Here is a 14,330-nt window from a genome sequence, read left to right on the forward strand (position 1 = left end):
CAACCACAACCACAACCACCAAACGAGGTATCCCGCGTGAATGACGATCATCCGAGATCACTAACGCCCCAAGAGGCCTTCGACATGCTCCAAGAGCATCCCCAAGCGGTTCTTGTCGATATTCGCTCCTCGATGGAGTTTCTCTTCGTGGGCCACCCCAAGGGTGCCGTGCATGTCCCCTGGATCGACGAGCCGGATTGGGTGGTCAACCCCCATTTCGTGACCGAGATCCGCAAACTCTTACTCGGCGGCGCCGTCTGCGAGCCGGGAGCGCCATGCGCGCCTGTCATCCTGATCTGTCGCAGCGGCAAGCGCTCGCTCGAAGCCGGTAAGGCGTTGGTCAAAGACGGGCTCAAGGCCGTCTATCACGTCGACGAGGGCTTCGAGGGCGATCTCGACGAACATCACCATAGAAGCACCCAAGGCGGTTGGCGCTTCCGCGGCTTGCCCTGGGAGCAGTGCTGAGTTGTAGAGTCGCTGCGTGACGCCCGGCCCGATCCGCCCCGGGGCCGGGTACTTAGCGGCCGGTCTCAGGACCGGGACGTCAAAGCCGCTCGACGGTCCTCGGCATCACGTCGACAGGTCCCGACGAGCTCGAGTTGGCGCAGGATCTCGCGTGCCGTGGTGAGGTTCTGCGGTGACGGATCGGCGAGCACACGCTGCAGGTCCTTCTCCAGAGACGCCCCCTGCTCGGCGAGATCAGTCAGCATCCCGGCCACCGCTGAAGCCGGATCAGGCCGGCTGGTTGCCTCGTCGAGGCTTTCACGCAGCTCGATCTCGGCCATCAGGAAGCCTTCGAGGGCGCCATACTCGCCGGCGCCCGAGCCGTAGCCTTCGCTTCGGCATTCCAAAAGATCGAGAAGGTAAGCGGCGCGGGCCAAGGGGTCGAGCAAGGTGCGGTAGGCCAACTCGATCTCGATCGGCGACTGCTCGCACGTCGAGTCCTCCGCCGATTCCGGAACGCCGTACGAGTTCGCCGAGTCCCCGTCGAGTAAGGCTCGGTAGCGCTCGCACAGGCGGGAATGGTCGACCACAAATCCGATCGGCAGATCGAAGAGATCGAAATAGTTCTTGGAACCGTTCAAAACGGCGGAGATCGTTGCCACCTGCGGCGAGCCTCGACCCGGAATCCGACAACCGAACCCGAATGCTAGTGCCTGCAGGTCACTCAAGGCAAGCCGACGGCGTCTTTGGCGGCAACTCCGCGTGCGTCGCCGCGGCGTTGGGTCAGGCGTTGGCGACGATGCGTTGCACGCCGAGCTTGACGTCGACGGCCGTGCAGGTCGTGCCCGGACGGTTGCCCGTTTCGTCGCGGCGGTCGACAAGCTGCTGGAGGCTGATGCGATTGAGATAATCGTAGATGCGTTCGCTTAGATCGTGCCAGAGGTCGTGGGTCAGGCAAGGGCCGTTGTTCTGACAGTTGTGCGCGCCGCCGCAGCGGGTCGTGTCGACGTTCTCGTCTACTGCGGCGATCACCTCCGCGATCTGAATGTCGGCGGCTTGGCGTGCCAGGTTGTATCCGCCGCCCGGCCCGCGGACGCTCGTCACGAGTGCGCGTCGTCGCAGCTTCGCGAAAAGTTGCTCGAGGTAAGACAGGGAAATGCCTTGACGTTGGGCGATGTCGGCCAATGCGATCGGCCCTTGCCCTTGATGGATGGCTAGATCGAGCATTGCCGTGACCGCATAGCGGCCCTTCGTGGTCAGTCTCACGTGCGCCTCGCTCCGTTAAACGATATGCCGCAATATGATACGTTACCCGACCACGGTGATCAATTAATCCATACTGAAATTGCGATTAAATCGCGTCGCGGTCGGTCGCGGGTGGGATCTCGACCTCATCGAGCGTCGGGTCGTGCTCGAAATGCTGCATGATGCCGCGGCTTTCGAGCGCCCGGGACATCTGCTCGACGCGCTGATCCATGTGGTGGATGTGATCGAGCATGCGGTTGATGGCGTTCGCGATCGGGTCCGGCGCATCGCGCGTGGCGCCATAGGCGTCGAAGCCGATCCGCTTGGCGGTGTCGGCCCGCCGCCGGGTCGTCGCGTCCTTCGCCGGCTCGATGATGCGGCCGGGGACGCCGACCACCGTCGCGCCCGCCGGTACCGACTTCACGACCACCGCATTGGAGCCGATGCGCACGCCGTCGCCGATCAAGAGCGGGCCCAGCACCTTGGCCCCGGCGCCGACGACCACGTCGCGCCCCAACGTCGGATGACGCTTGCCCTTTTGCCAGGTGGTGCCGCCCAGGGTCACCCCGTGATAGAGGGTGCAGTCGTCGCCGATCACCGCCGTTTCGCCGATCACGACACCCATGCCGTGATCGATGAAGAAGCGCCTGCCGATCACGGCGCCCGGATGGATCTCGATCCCGGTAAAGAGTCGCGCCAGATTGGAGACGACGCGGGCGAGCCACTTGAGATTGCGTTTCCACAACCGGTGCGTCAAACGGTGTGCCAGCACGGCGTGCAGCCCGGGGTAGGTCGTGAAGACCTCGAACCCGGTGCGCGCTGCCGGGTCGCGCTCAAAGACGCAGGCGATGTCTTCCTTCACTCGTTCGAACATAACTGCAAGCCTTTGAAACGTCGGTTTAGTCGGCTGGAGGCGTCGGCCGTCTGCCGCTCTTTCTCCCCTGAGCGGCGCTCAGGATCCCGCGCAGGATGTTGATCTCGACGCGATCCGGGCGCGCGCGATTGAAGAGATGGCGCAGGCGCAGCAGCAACTTCTTGGAGCTGTCGGGGTCGCCGAAGCCAATGTCGCGCAGGGTGTCGGCGAGGTGAGCGTGCAGACCCTCGAGCTCCTGCGCGGTGGCGAGATCGCGCTGGATCTCGTCTGACGGTGCGCGTGCCGGCTCCGTGAGATCCTCGCGCCAGCAGCGGCGGATCTCGTAGGCGAAGACCTGTGCCGCGGCCGCCAGATTGAGCGAGCTGAAGTCCGGGTTCGTCGGGATGTTGACCAGAAACTGGCAGCGTGCCAGCTCCGCGTTCGTCAGGCCGGAACTCTCGCGTCCGAGCAGCAGTGCGACCTCGCCCGCGGCGGCCTCTGCGAGGAGTCTCCGTGCCGCTTCGGGCGGTTCCAGGGTCTCCCAGTCGAGCGTGCGCCGGCGCGCGCTCGTGCCGATCACCAGTCGGCAGTCGGCGATGGCCTCGGGCAGATTCGCGTGGATCCCTGCGTGTTGCAGCAGGTCGTCCGCTCCGCAGGCCCGAGCCAGGGCCTCGGCATCCGGAAGTTGCCTGGGCGAGACCAGTTCCATGCGCGAGAGGCCCATCGTCTTCATGGCCCTGGCGACGGCCCCGATGTTCCCGCTGAGAGTGGGTTCGACCAGGACGAAACGGATGCGCGCGAGCGCGTTGTCGGGGTTCTCTGTCATCATGGTGCAAGTTCTTCAGAACATCAGTAGATTGTCAATCTTTGATCGGGGACGCGCATCGGTTATCTTGCACGGCATGCAACACCCAAGCCTTAATATCGCCATTCGCGCCGCACGCAGTGCCGGCAAGCTCCTGTTGCGCTACATGGACCGCGTCGACTCGCTGAAGGTCGAGTCCAAGAGCCGCAACGATTTCGTGAGCGACATCGACCGTGGTGCGGAGGCGATCATCATCCAGGAGCTGCGGGCGCGCTTTCCGGACCACGCGATCCTCGCCGAGGAAAGCGGCGCACAGGGTCGAGGCGACTTCCAGTGGATCATCGATCCGCTCGACGGTACCACCAACTACCTGCACGGTTTCCCGCAGTTCTCGGTCTCGATTGCGCTCAAGCACAAGGACCAGCTCGAGTGTGGCGTGGTCTACGATCCGCTGCGCGAGGAGATGTACAGTGCCGCCCGCGGTCAGGGCGCGCAACTGAATGACCGGAAGATCCGGGTCGCCAATCGTCCCTCGCTCGAAGGCGCCCTGATCGGGACCGGCTTCCCCTTCCGCGACCAGCGCCACATCGACGTCTATCTTCGGATGTTCAAGGACATGACCTTGTCCACCGCGGGATTGCGCCGGCCGGGCTCGGCCGCGCTCGATCTCGCCTATGTGGCGGCCGGACGCACCGACGGTTTCTGGGAGATCGGTCTCGCTCCCTGGGATTGTGCGGCGGGCGCGCTCCTCGTCACCGAGGCGGGCGGCACCGTCACGGATCTCGCCGGCGGGAAGACCTTTCTCGAGACCGGTAATCTGATCGCCGGGAACCTCAAGGTGCATCGCGCGATGCTGGACCTTCTGACACCGCACCTCACCGAGCAGTTGAAGGCTTAAACCCATCCGGCGGCACCGGTGCCGCCGGATGGCTGAGTTCGCTTTTTCATGCACCTTCGGGCGCCTGCGCGGATGCCGGCGAGCGACGGCCAATCTCGGTTGGAGGGTCTAGACTTCTCTGTGGGTCAATCCACCGCAGGAGGTGATCATGTCCATCCCGTCAACGCTCCAGTCTTACCTTAAGGAGCAATCCGTCGATTTCGCCTTGGTTCGTCATCCGCACACGGGTGCGAGCATGGACACGGCGCAGGCGGCGCATGTCCCGGGCGATCATCTGGCGAAGGGGGTCGTCGTCAGCCAAGACGGCCGTTATCTTCTGGTTGTCGTTCCGGCCGACTATCATGTCCACCTCGGACGACTTCACGAGCACCTCGGCGAGCCGGTAGGCCTTGCGACCGAGGCGGAGGTCGCGGGGCTGTTCCCGGATTGCGAGCCCGGTGCCGTGCCCCCGATCGGCGGAGCCTACGCGCTGAGGACCCTTGTCGATCGCCATCTCATGAATCTGCCGGAGGTCTACTTCGAATCCGGCGACCACGAGCATCTCGTCAAGATTTCCGGGGATCGATTCGCCGACCTCATGCGTGCAGCCGAAGTTGTGGACGTCGGTCGGCACCTTTAGAAGAATCTCGGTATGCCGCTCGGGCGCGAGCGGCGTTTTTTGCGGGGCGACCGTTCGAAGATCATGCCGCGCCGATGACTCCGACCCTACAGATGCTGGTGTTGGTCGTCTGGGCGAACGGCGTCCCGGTCTTGTTTCGTCTGCTTCTCGGGCCTCGCTTCGGGTGGTCGCTCGACGGCGGTCGCCTCTTTCGCGACGGTCGCCCGTGGCTCGGTGCCTCCAAGACTTGGCGCGGTCTCGGCGCAGCCCTGCTGACGACGCCGGTGCTCGCCCTTCTCCTCGGTCTACCTTGGCTCCTCGGTCTGGCCGCCGCCCTTGGCGCCATGACGGGGGATCTCCTCGCCAGCTTCCTCAAGCGACGCCAGGGGCGCCAGCCGAGCGAATCCGTCCTCCTGTTGGATCAGATTCCCGAGGCGCTTATCCCGACGATCATGCTGATGGCTGTCTTGGATCTCTCGGCATCCCGGGTCGCGTTCGTCGTGATCGCATTCACGCTGATCGATCTGCTCTTGACGCCGTTTGCGGCGCGGCTGCGTCGCTTGATCAAGAGGCTCCGCGGATCGAGGTAACGATCCCTTTTGGTTGGCCCTGGATCCGGATCTAGTTCAACTGCCGGATCCCGGCTGACGGGTCGGGGTCTGGGTCCCCACCAACATCGGCATGGCGACTAGAGTTGCGCGCGCCGCAGCTCGTGCACCGTGACCTCGGGTAGGCAGTTGAGTCGGGCGTTGACCACCGAGGTGCCGGCGCCGACCGAGGTGTAGCCGGTCAGCGCGCCGTAGCACCAGGGGCCCGAGGCCATAGCGCGGGGACACCGCGCATCCCAGACAACAGGGATACCGCCGGGTAGGCAGATCTGGCCGCCGTGGGTGTGACCGCTGAGCATCAGACTGAACCCCGCATGGGCGGCCAGGCGATAGATCTCGGGGGTGTGCGAGAGGAGGATCGAGACGGCCTCGTCAGGGATCTCGGCTGAGGCGCGGTCGATGTTGTGGACCTGATAGTAATGGGCATCGTCCACGCCGGCGAGGTGGATCAACTGGCCATCGCGTTCGATGACGACCGCCTCGTTCAGCAGTAATCGGATCCCGAGCGCCTCGAGGCCGGGCACCAGACGCAGGGTGTCGTGGTTGCCGAGGACGCCGTACACCGGCCCCTTGAGCTGAAGTCGGATCGTCGCCATCCCTGTCAGTACGCGATCGATCGGGCCGAACGTGCGGGCGCGATAGTCGCCGGTCAACACGCAGAGGTCGTACTTCAAGCCGCGCACGCACTCGCTGATGGCATGGGTGTTGCGGCTTTCCATGTCCACGTGCAGATCGGTCAGATGCAGGATGCGAAAGCCTTCGAAGGCCGAGGGAAGATTCGGGATGGCGACGCGGTGTTGTTTCACCTGGATGCTGCGGGCGTTGCGCTGGGCTCGGGCATAGAGTCCGCTGAGACGCAGGCACGCGCGAATCACTCCGTGCACCGAGTACCAATTCTCGGGATAGAAGAAATGGGCGCCGGGGCGGCGCAACACGAAGACCTCGTGGTCGCCTTCCAGCCCCAAGCGTTGGCGCAGATGGGTGCGGCCGATGCGTGCGGCCATGCCGGTGAGATCGACCCCGTTGGGATCACTCGTCGTGTCTTCGGTGTCCATGCGGTGCTCGATGCCTTGGCAGTCGTGGAAAGACGGGGTTGAGACGTATCCTGTACGGATCGAGGTTCAACCCGCCCGAAGCTATCATAAGGCAGGGCGAGAAAACGTGACCCGCATCCTACGCACGGGCGGCGTCCAGCGCCGTTTCGCCGTGGGTGTCGCGGAAGAGGCTTCAGGACGATGCGAATCCAGTTTCCCGAGAGTCTGATCTGGGGTGCCGCAACGGCGGCCTTTCAGATCGAAGGTGCCCCTGATGCCGACGGCAAGGCGCCATCGATCTGGGATCGCTTCACGGCGCGCCCCGGGCGCGTGCAGGACGGCAGCCACGCCGGTATCGCCTGCGATCATTATCGCCGTTACGCCGAGGATCTTGATCTGATGGCGACACTCGGCCTCGGGGCCTATCGCTTCTCGATCTCCTGGCCTCGGGTGATGAGCGGCCCCGAGGCTCGGGTGAATCGGCGCGGCCTGGATTTCTACGATCGGCTGGTCGACGGACTGCTCGAGCGCGGTATTCGGCCGTTCGCGACCCTGTATCACTGGGATCTCCCCTGGTTCGAGGAGCAGCGCGGCGGCTGGGAGTCGCGCGCGACAGCCTGGCACTTCGCCGACTATGCAGAGGTCGTGGCGCGCCGTCTCGGGGATCGCGTCAAGCATTGGGTCACCATCAACGAGCCGCTGACCGTCGTCGCCGCGGGCTATGTTTCCGGCGATCATGCGCCGGGCCGGCGTAACCCCTTGATGGCGTTTCGCGTCGCGCATCATCTCTTGTTGGCCCACGGAGCCGCTTTGGAGCGTCTGCGCGGTCTGGTGCCGGATGTTCGTGTCGGTCCCGCGCTCAATCTCTTTCCGGTGATCCCGCGGCGGCGCGGTGATATCCGGATCGCCGAGCGGATCGATGCGCTGGCGAATCGGCTCTTCGCCGATCCCATTTTAGCCGGAAGGTATCCGAACCCGGTTCGGCGTCTCCTCTCGGTCTTCAGCTGGACCTTACGCCCGGGGGACCTCGACCTGATCGGCCAGCCCGTCGACTTCGTCGGCGTGAACCATTACTCGCGCATCATCATCGAGCGCAGCCGGATTCCTTGGCTCGGCTTTCGACTGGCACGCAGTCCGGATCCGAATGCGGTGCATACCGACATGGACTGGGAGATCTACCCGCGCAGCTTTCTGGATACACTCACCTGGCTGCGCGAGCGCTACGACAACCCGCCGGTCTATGTCACAGAGAACGGTGCGGCCTTCGCCGACCGGGTGGAGGCCGACGGCAGCGTGCAGGACGCGGCGCGGCGCGACTATCTGGAGGCCTACCTCTTCATGCTGCGCAAGGCGCTGGATGCCGGCAGCGATATCCGCGGCTACTTCGTTTGGAGTCTGCTGGACAATTTCGAATGGGCCTTGGGCCTGTCCAAGCGCTTCGGGCTCGTTCATGTCGACTACGACACCCTGACACGCACACCCAAGTCGAGCGCCTACTGGTACGCATCGGTCTGCCGCACGGGCGGATTCGATCTCCCCGAGCCGATGTATCGAACCTTGCTTGCCACGGCGCTCGACGACTCGCTCGATCTGATCGAAGAGCATGACCTCGCGAGGGCAACACCATGAAGGCAAGCGTCGTTATTCCTACGTTGAACGAGTCCGGTCTGCTGCCTAAGCTGCTAGACCGGCTCGACCGACAGACCTTTCGCGACTTCGAGGTCATCGTCGCCGACGCCGGTTCGACCGACGGTACACGAGAGATCTGTCGCTCGCGCGGTGTGATCCTCGTCGACGGGGGCATGCCCGCGGTGGGGCGCAACCGTGGCGCGGCCGCCGCACACGGCGATCGTCTATTCTTTTTCGACGCCGATGTCCTGCCTCCGGATGACTTTCTGGAAAAGGCGCTCGCGGAGATGGACGCCGAAAACATGCGGCTCGCCACCTGTTGGTTCGAGCCGGATTCGGACAATCCGCTTGACGAGCTGCTCTTCGAGCTCGCCAACACCTTCGTCAAGCTCAGTCTCAAGACGGACCCGCACGCCGGTGGGTTCGCCATCTTCGTCGATCGAGCGTTATTCGATCGCGTGGGAGGATTCGACGAGTCGCTGCGTCTCGCCGAGGATCACGATTTCGTCAAACGTGCTGCTCGGCATGCGCCTCTGCACATGCTCGACTCCACGCGGATCCGGATGAGCGTGCGTCGCTTGGAAAAGGACGGTCGCTTCAGCTACAGCGCCAAGTGTGTCCAGGTCGAGCTCTATCGCCTCTTCAAGGGCGAGGTCACCGAAGACATTGTCGACTACGGCTTCGGCTACGACGAGAAGGATAAGACCGGGAGAGCGGACGAGGCCCTGAAGCGTCTACGCGAGCGGATGGATGAGTGGCGCAAAGAGCACGCCACCGTCATCCGCCGAATCTCCAAGGAGGTGACGCCGGAGGTTCAGGACGCCATGGCCGAGATCAGACGGAATTTCGATACGTTGAAAGAGTCCGTCCGGGCCTATCTCTCGCGCTGAAGCGAGCATCAACTCTTGTCTCGGGCTTCTGCGTCGTCGGTTCCCCGCGCCGCCTCTTCGCCTTTGTGGTCGGTCTCCGGCCGCTCGGCGCCGGGGGACGGCTTCTTCAGTGCCTTCATCTGTGCATAGGCGAACCAGAAGAGGCCGCCTGCAATTAACAAGACCTCGATTCCTTTAACGGCTCCAGCTGACATATCTGTTGCTCCTGATCGTTGTGGACTGACTGTTCAAAAAGTGGGCACGATCTGCGTCCCACTCCCCTGTGATGTCTGAGGATTCCGAATAAAATCAAGGCTAAGATTCAATATGAGCGATTGTGGGCGCTTCGATCGGGGTCCTGCCGTGCGCTCGCAACCCTCTTGAGGTCGTAATGACCATGTTCTGAAAATAGGATTTCTTGTCTCTGTTCAGGTTGCCCTAATACTTGACCGCGTGGGTAGGTAAATGCGGTCGCAACGCGGTCTACGCCTCGATCGCGACCGTTGCGGTCCTTCAACTCGTTCAACTATGACAGAGGTACCTGACGATGAGCACCGAAAACGCACCCGAGAGAAACCCTTGGACCATCGCCGTCGTGTTGGCGATCGCGCTGGGTCCGCTGACTGCATTGGTCCTCGGAAGCAAGTATGCGGACGAGGAGACCCGCGAGCGGGCGAATGCCGGACTGGTCAACGCCACGCCGTCCGATTCCCTCAACCCGTACGACACGACGCGCGCCCCGGGCTACGCTTCGGAGAAGACGCTAGGCGACATCACCGGCGGCTCGGCGATATTCAGTCAGCTGCAGGCGGCGATCAAGGCGGCTGGGTCCGAAGCCATGCTCGAGGGCGAAGGCCCCTACACCGTGTTCGCACCCAGCGACGAGGCCTTTGCACGGGTTCCCAAGGAGAAGCTCGAGGCTCTGCTGGCTGATCCCGTCGCACTCCAATCGCTAATCTCGGCGCACATCGCCCCCGGACGACTGAGTGCGACCGAGATGATGCAGGGTCTAACCGCCACCAATCTTGCCGGAGAGACGGTGCCGGTGGGTGTCCAGGGCAATCTGAAGGTTGGCGATGCGACCGTGTCGCAGTCGATCGTCGCCAAGAACGGCATCGTTCATGTCATCGATCGTGTGATGCTCTAAAGCGCAAGATGATTTGAGTCAACGGGGCCGATCTCCAGCCCCGCGAACCCGAAGGGCGTGCCGACGCGGTTCGAAAGCGCGCGGTACGCCCTTCGTCTATCGTCCGACCCGATAATCGACTTCCCTTCGGCCGTTTCGTTTTCAGCAGGCCGGTCGACGGTTACGGCCGCTGCTTCGAACGCGGTTCCTTGCCCGATGCGTCTCCGTCGATGAGCTTATCGTCAGGCTCGATCACCTCTTCTCGAAGGAGCGACTCGATGCGATCGGCCGGTTCGGGTCGGCAGAAGAGGTAGCCTTGCGCCTCCCGGCACCCGTGAGCAATCAGGAAGGTCCTCTGATCCTCTGTTTCGACCCCTTCGGCGATAACCTGAAGACCGAGGTTCTCACCCAAGCCGATGATCGCCTTGACGATCGTTTCGGCCTGAGGTTCCGCGGGACCTCCGCTGCCGATCTCGGCGAGGAAGGAGCGGTCGATCTTGAGGGCCTGCACCGGCAATCGGTTCAAGTAGCTCAACGAGGCGTAGCCAGTCCCGAAATCATCGATCGCAAGCTTAAACCCCAAGTCGCGCAGCTCCGACAAGACCTTGACCGCTTGGTCGATCGAGCGCATGGCGGCGCTCTCCGTGACCTCGATCTGCAAGAGCCGGGGATCGATACCGATCTCGCTCGCGGTCATCGCGATACGGCCCGCAAGCCCGTCCTGATAGAGCTCGGTGGCGCTGAGGTTGAATGCCACCGGTACCAGAGGAACGCCGGCACTGCGCCAGGCGACGATCTGCTCGCAGACGAGTCGCACGACAATGGGTCCGACGAACAGGATCAAGCCGCTGGACTCGGCGACCGGGATGAAGCGGTCCGGCCGGATCAGCCCGAGCTCCGGATGGTTCCAGCGCACCAAGGCCTCCAAGCCCTGAATGCGGCCGGTGACGATGTCGATGCGCGGCTGGTAATGAAGAAGCAGCTCGTTGTGCTCGATCGCGCGGCGCAGGGCCTGCTCGAGCCGAAATTGCTCCTGCAGATCATCGTTCAAGGCCGAGGTAAAGAACCGATGGAGCCCGCGGCCCTCCCGTTTTGCGCCGTGCAGTGCGGTGTCGGCATGACTGATCAGCTCTTCGGCCGTGCTCGCATCCTCCGGGTAGAGTGCGATGCCGATGCTGCAGCTCACAACGACGCCTTGCTCGCCGAGGACGATCGGTTTCGCCAAGGCGTTGTGGATCCGATCGGCAAGGCCGGAGGCATCCTCGACCTGCCGCAGGCCGGTGGCCAGGGCAATAAAGTTGTCGCCGCTGAACCGGGCGAGGGTATCCTCGTCCCGCAAGAGCGGCTGCCAGCGTTCGGACACGGCGCGCAAGAGCAGATCGCCCGCCGGGTGGCCGAGCGATTCGTTCACGGACCTCAGGTCGTCCAGGTCGATCGAGAGAAGCGCGAGAAGCGTGTCGGAATGTCGCGCGGCGATCAGGGCCTGCTCGACGCGCTCGCGCATCGATGTCCGATTGGGAAGGCCGGTGAGCGAATCGTATCGGGCTAGGTAACTGACCTGCTGCGAGAGCGCCTTGCGGTCGCTGATATCCTCCGCCAGCTTGACGTAATGAGTCACCAGGCCCTGCTCGTTGCGCAACGGAGTGATGTGGGCGTACTCCCAATAGGCCTCGCCCGACTTCTTGCGATTCTCGAATTCCCCGGTCCAGACCTCGCCGTGTTGCAGCGTGCTCCAGATCTCCGAATCCTCATCCGCGGTGCGGGTCGTGGATCGCAGGATATCGACCGGTTGACCCAGGACCTCCTGTGGCCGATACCCGGTGCTCTCGCAGAAGCGCGCGTTGACGTATTCGATCGTCCCCGCGATGTCGGTGATCAGCACGATACTCGGGCTTTGCTCGACCACCAAGGCAAGCCGCTCGATCTCGGCCTCGCGCGACTTGTGCGCGGTGATGTCCAAGAGACCGCCGTAGAGTCGACGCAGCGCCGGGGCGGCCCCTTCGGCGACGCACTCGGTCGTGGCGCGGAGCCAGCACACCGCACCGTCCTTACGGTGCAGACGCAGCTCGCAATCGGCCCTGGCTCCCGGGGCAAGTCCTGCGACCTTGTCGGTGAAGATCACCCTATCCTGATCGATGACCAGACGACTCCAGCATCCCATCTTCCGCATCTCGGCCAAGCTGTAGCCGGTCAGTGCCTCGATCGACTCGGTCATCCAGTCGATCCGGAAACCTTCGCCGGGACGCTCCAAGCACGAGTAGGCGACGTCGCTCATCATCGCCGTGACGCGCCGATAGCGATTCTCGCTGGCTGCCAGGCCGACCTCCGATGCGGTCCGGAGCAAGGCCCCGGCGACCACCTCGCCGATCACCTGCAACATTCGAATCTCATCGGCGTTCCAGTCGTGTGACTGCGTGACCGTTTCGATCCCGAGCGCACCCCAGACCCGGCCGTGGCTGGACATGGGCACGGTCAAGGCCGACCGGACCGATTGACGTTCGAACTCCGCGCGTTCTGCCGCCGCCTCGTCCGGGAGCGCCGAGACGTCCGGGATCGAGACCGGAGTCCGGGTGTGCAGCCTTGCGGCCCACCAAGGAAAACGCTCGAGAGAGACCCCCTGGAACTCCTCGATGAAGGGCTGGATGCCCGCGGCGCACCACTCATGGCTCATGTCCATGCTCGTGTCGTCGTTCGTCAATCGGAACAGGTAGCAGCGATCGACTTCGAGCACGGTGCCGATCCGCTCGAGTGCCCAGCCGACGATCGGCTTGAGTGTATCGCCGCCGGCGTCGATGAGGCGGGACGAGACCTCTGCGACCAGCGCCTGCAGATCCAGCTGGCGTTTAAGGCTCTGTTCTGCCTGTTCGCGCTCGGTAACATCGGTCACGATCCCGTGAAAATAGAGCAGTTGCCCGTCCGGCCCAAAAACCCCGCTCGTTTCCTCGTCCACCCATCGCTCGGAGCCGTCCGCCCAACAGACTCGATAGGTCTGCCGAAAAACTTCGCGGCCTTCTTGAGTAAAGCTCTCGAAAGCGGCGATCAGGCGGTCACGATCTTGGGGATGCACGAGATCGAGGTAGGTCAAGCGCCTCGCGACGAGCTGCTCGGGCGGATAGCCCCAGCGGCGAACGTTCGGCGAGGCGTAGACGACCGGCCAACCCGGCTCCGGCGCCCAATGAAACGCGATCGTAGAGCTCGCATCGATGACCTCGGAGGCCATGCCGAGTGCCGTTTCAAGCGCGACCTTGTCGGTCACGTCCAGATTCGAGCCGCGGTGTCCGAGCGGGCGTCCGCTCTCGCCGGTGACCGGAACGCACAGATGCTCGATCCAGCGCAATTCCCCCGTGCGGGTGTAGATGCGAAACCGCATCGGCTTGAATCGATGGGTCGCGTGTGCGCCGTGAAGATGCGTGAGGTAGGCTTCCAGGTCTTCCGGATGGATGATCCGCGACAAGAGCTCCGCGTCCTTCAGGAAGGCCGCCGCCGGGTAGCCGGTGATCCGCGCGCAGGCCGGGGAGACATAGCGGAAGCGTCCGTCTTCGCCCATCCAGTAGGCCCAGTCGGGCGCGAAGTCGGCAACGATGTGATAGCGTTCCTCCTGGATGCGCAGGCGCCGGTTGGCAGCGACCAGATCCTCGCGCTGAGCGACCTGCTCGGTCTGATCCACGAGGTTGCAGACGATCTCGGCATCGTGTTCGTCCATCTCGGGGAGACGGATCAGACGCAGGTCGGCGACCAGGAGGCCGTCCCCTTGGCCCCTCAGGGAAATCTCTCGACAATCCGCGCGGCCCGTCCTGCGGGCATCGAGCAGTGCGTTTTCGAGTGGTCTCGTCTGTCCTTCCACAGCAAGATGGATGAAGAGCCGACGATCGAGCGGCAGCAGTCGCTGGGCCGCCGCGTTGCCTTCCTTCACGCGTCCTTGCGCGTCGATCAGCAAGACCGGGAAGGGCAGCTCGCGATAGAGCCGGGTGAAGCGCGCGAGTGCGCGCTCGGTGATCTGCTGGCTCTCGCGCAGTGCCTCCTGCTGGAGGTACAGCTCGGCATGAAAAATATGCAGCTCTTCGAGGAGCCTCTCGAAATCAAGATGACCCTGCTCGAAGGCCTCGATGGTCTCGTCGAAGGTATGGTCGCGAAGGATCCGGCGTGCGCGTTCACGCAGATCCGTCATCTCGGCGGCGTCCAATTTATGTGTCGTCATTGCGTCGTCACGCCTCGCCGAGC

General features: G+C 63.7%; 14 protein-coding genes. 7 read left to right on the top strand and 7 right to left on the bottom strand.

Going from position 1 to position 14,330, the window contains the following annotated elements; translation table 11 throughout:
• Positions 1 to 36: 36 nt before the first annotated feature.
• Entirely contained in the window at positions 37 to 465 is a 429-nt protein-coding gene (locus LT988_RS16050; RefSeq protein WP_232406546.1) for a rhodanese-like domain-containing protein, read from the top strand.
• 65 nt (positions 466 to 530) lie between these two features.
• On the opposite strand, the gene LT988_RS16055 is transcribed toward LT988_RS16050, so the two are convergent.
• The 4 genes from LT988_RS16055 to LT988_RS16070 form a co-directional block, all read right to left on the bottom strand.
• Positions 531 to 1,106: an iron-sulfur cluster co-chaperone HscB C-terminal domain-containing protein gene (locus tag LT988_RS16055; RefSeq protein WP_232406547.1), complete on the bottom strand. Its 576-nt coding sequence runs from the start codon at positions 1,104 to 1,106 to the stop codon at positions 531 to 533.
• Positions 1,107 to 1,227: 121 nt separating this feature from the next.
• Positions 1,228 to 1,710: a Fe-S cluster assembly transcriptional regulator IscR gene (gene iscR, locus LT988_RS16060; RefSeq protein WP_232406548.1), complete on the bottom strand. Its 483-nt coding sequence runs from the start codon at positions 1,708 to 1,710 to the stop codon at positions 1,228 to 1,230.
• Positions 1,711 to 1,795: 85 nt separating this feature from the next.
• Positions 1,796 to 2,563 (bottom strand): serine O-acetyltransferase, encoded by a 768-nt coding sequence (gene cysE, locus LT988_RS16065; RefSeq protein ID WP_232406549.1) that lies wholly within the window; start codon positions 2,561 to 2,563, stop codon positions 1,796 to 1,798.
• A 25-nt stretch (positions 2,564 to 2,588) separates the two neighbouring features.
• A complete protein-coding gene (locus LT988_RS16070; protein ID WP_408648079.1) occupies positions 2,589 to 3,368 on the bottom strand; it encodes an RNA methyltransferase in 780 nt (259 codons plus the stop codon).
• 76 nt (positions 3,369 to 3,444) lie between these two features.
• On the opposite strand from LT988_RS16070, the gene LT988_RS16075 reads away from it, so the two are divergent.
• The 3 genes from LT988_RS16075 to LT988_RS16085 all read left to right on the top strand — a co-directional run bounded on the left by LT988_RS16075 (position 3,445) and on the right by LT988_RS16085 (position 5,433).
• Positions 3,445 to 4,245 carry an inositol monophosphatase family protein gene (locus LT988_RS16075; RefSeq protein WP_232406551.1) on the top strand — a complete coding sequence of 267 codons (801 nt, stop codon included), beginning with the start codon at positions 3,445 to 3,447 and terminating at the stop codon, positions 4,243 to 4,245.
• 148 nt (positions 4,246 to 4,393) lie between these two features.
• Positions 4,394 to 4,864 (top strand): aminoacyl-tRNA deacylase, encoded by a 471-nt coding sequence (locus LT988_RS16080; protein WP_232406552.1) that lies wholly within the window; start codon positions 4,394 to 4,396, stop codon positions 4,862 to 4,864.
• Positions 4,865 to 4,938: 74 nt separating this feature from the next.
• A complete protein-coding gene (locus LT988_RS16085; protein WP_232406553.1) occupies positions 4,939 to 5,433 on the top strand; it encodes a CDP-archaeol synthase in 495 nt (164 codons plus the stop codon).
• Positions 5,434 to 5,531: 98 nt separating this feature from the next.
• Here LT988_RS16085 and LT988_RS16090 read toward each other — a convergent pair whose 3' ends face one another.
• Positions 5,532 to 6,506: a metallophosphoesterase gene (locus LT988_RS16090; RefSeq protein WP_232406554.1), complete on the bottom strand. Its 975-nt coding sequence runs from the start codon at positions 6,504 to 6,506 to the stop codon at positions 5,532 to 5,534.
• A 180-nt stretch (positions 6,507 to 6,686) separates the two neighbouring features.
• Here LT988_RS16090 and LT988_RS16095 point away from each other — a divergent pair, with 180 nt between their 5' ends.
• Positions 6,687 to 8,114 (top strand): GH1 family beta-glucosidase, encoded by a 1,428-nt coding sequence (locus tag LT988_RS16095; protein WP_232406555.1) that lies wholly within the window; start codon positions 6,687 to 6,689, stop codon positions 8,112 to 8,114.
• Positions 8,111 to 9,004 (top strand): glycosyltransferase, encoded by an 894-nt coding sequence (locus LT988_RS16100; RefSeq protein ID WP_232406556.1) that lies wholly within the window; start codon positions 8,111 to 8,113, stop codon positions 9,002 to 9,004. Before LT988_RS16095 ends, LT988_RS16100 begins: the two co-directional genes overlap by 4 nt.
• 8 nt (positions 9,005 to 9,012) lie before the next feature.
• Here LT988_RS16100 and LT988_RS16105 read toward each other — a convergent pair whose 3' ends face one another.
• Entirely contained in the window at positions 9,013 to 9,198 is a 186-nt protein-coding gene (locus tag LT988_RS16105; RefSeq protein WP_232406557.1) for a hypothetical protein, read from the bottom strand.
• Positions 9,199 to 9,530: 332 nt separating this feature from the next.
• Here LT988_RS16105 and LT988_RS16110 point away from each other — a divergent pair, with 332 nt between their 5' ends.
• Positions 9,531 to 10,130, top strand: a complete 600-nt coding sequence (locus LT988_RS16110) for a fasciclin domain-containing protein (RefSeq protein ID WP_232406558.1) — start codon at positions 9,531 to 9,533, stop codon at positions 10,128 to 10,130.
• A gap of 160 nt (positions 10,131 to 10,290) precedes the next feature.
• Here the strand turns inward: LT988_RS16110 and LT988_RS16115 are convergent, their stop codons facing one another.
• On the bottom strand, positions 10,291 to 14,307 hold the full coding sequence (locus LT988_RS16115) for an EAL domain-containing protein (protein WP_232406559.1): 4,017 nt from the start codon (positions 14,305 to 14,307) through the stop codon (positions 10,291 to 10,293).
• Between the last annotated feature and the right edge of the window lie 23 nt (positions 14,308 to 14,330).

The organism is Thiocapsa bogorovii, assembly GCF_021228795.1.
In the GTDB taxonomy this organism is placed as follows: Bacteria; Pseudomonadota; Gammaproteobacteria; order Chromatiales; family Chromatiaceae; genus Thiocapsa; species Thiocapsa bogorovii.

What these genes read in the sequence shown, in the direction of transcription:
- LT988_RS16085 (WP_232406553.1), top strand. Translation starts at nt 4,939, where the DNA reads ATGACTCCGACCCTACAGATGCTGGTGTTGGTCGTCTGGGCGAACGGC.
- LT988_RS16100 (WP_232406556.1), top strand. Translation starts at nt 8,111, where the DNA reads ATGAAGGCAAGCGTCGTTATTCCTACGTTGAACGAGTCCGGTCTGCTG.
- LT988_RS16090 (WP_232406554.1), bottom strand. Translation starts at nt 6,506, where the DNA reads ATGGACACCGAAGACACGACGAGTGATCCCAACGGGGTCGATCTCACC.
- LT988_RS16110 (WP_232406558.1), top strand. Translation starts at nt 9,531, where the DNA reads ATGAGCACCGAAAACGCACCCGAGAGAAACCCTTGGACCATCGCCGTC.
- LT988_RS16105 (WP_232406557.1), bottom strand. Translation starts at nt 9,198, where the DNA reads ATGTCAGCTGGAGCCGTTAAAGGAATCGAGGTCTTGTTAATTGCAGGC.
- LT988_RS16115 (WP_232406559.1), bottom strand. Translation starts at nt 14,307, where the DNA reads ATGACGACACATAAATTGGACGCCGCCGAGATGACGGATCTGCGTGAA.
- cysE (WP_232406549.1), bottom strand. Translation starts at nt 2,563, where the DNA reads ATGTTCGAACGAGTGAAGGAAGACATCGCCTGCGTCTTTGAGCGCGAC.
- LT988_RS16080 (WP_232406552.1), top strand. Translation starts at nt 4,394, where the DNA reads ATGTCCATCCCGTCAACGCTCCAGTCTTACCTTAAGGAGCAATCCGTC.
- LT988_RS16075 (WP_232406551.1), top strand. Translation starts at nt 3,445, where the DNA reads ATGCAACACCCAAGCCTTAATATCGCCATTCGCGCCGCACGCAGTGCC.
- LT988_RS16095 (WP_232406555.1), top strand. Translation starts at nt 6,687, where the DNA reads ATGCGAATCCAGTTTCCCGAGAGTCTGATCTGGGGTGCCGCAACGGCG.
- LT988_RS16070 (WP_408648079.1), bottom strand. Translation starts at nt 3,368, where the DNA reads ATGACAGAGAACCCCGACAACGCGCTCGCGCGCATCCGTTTCGTCCTG.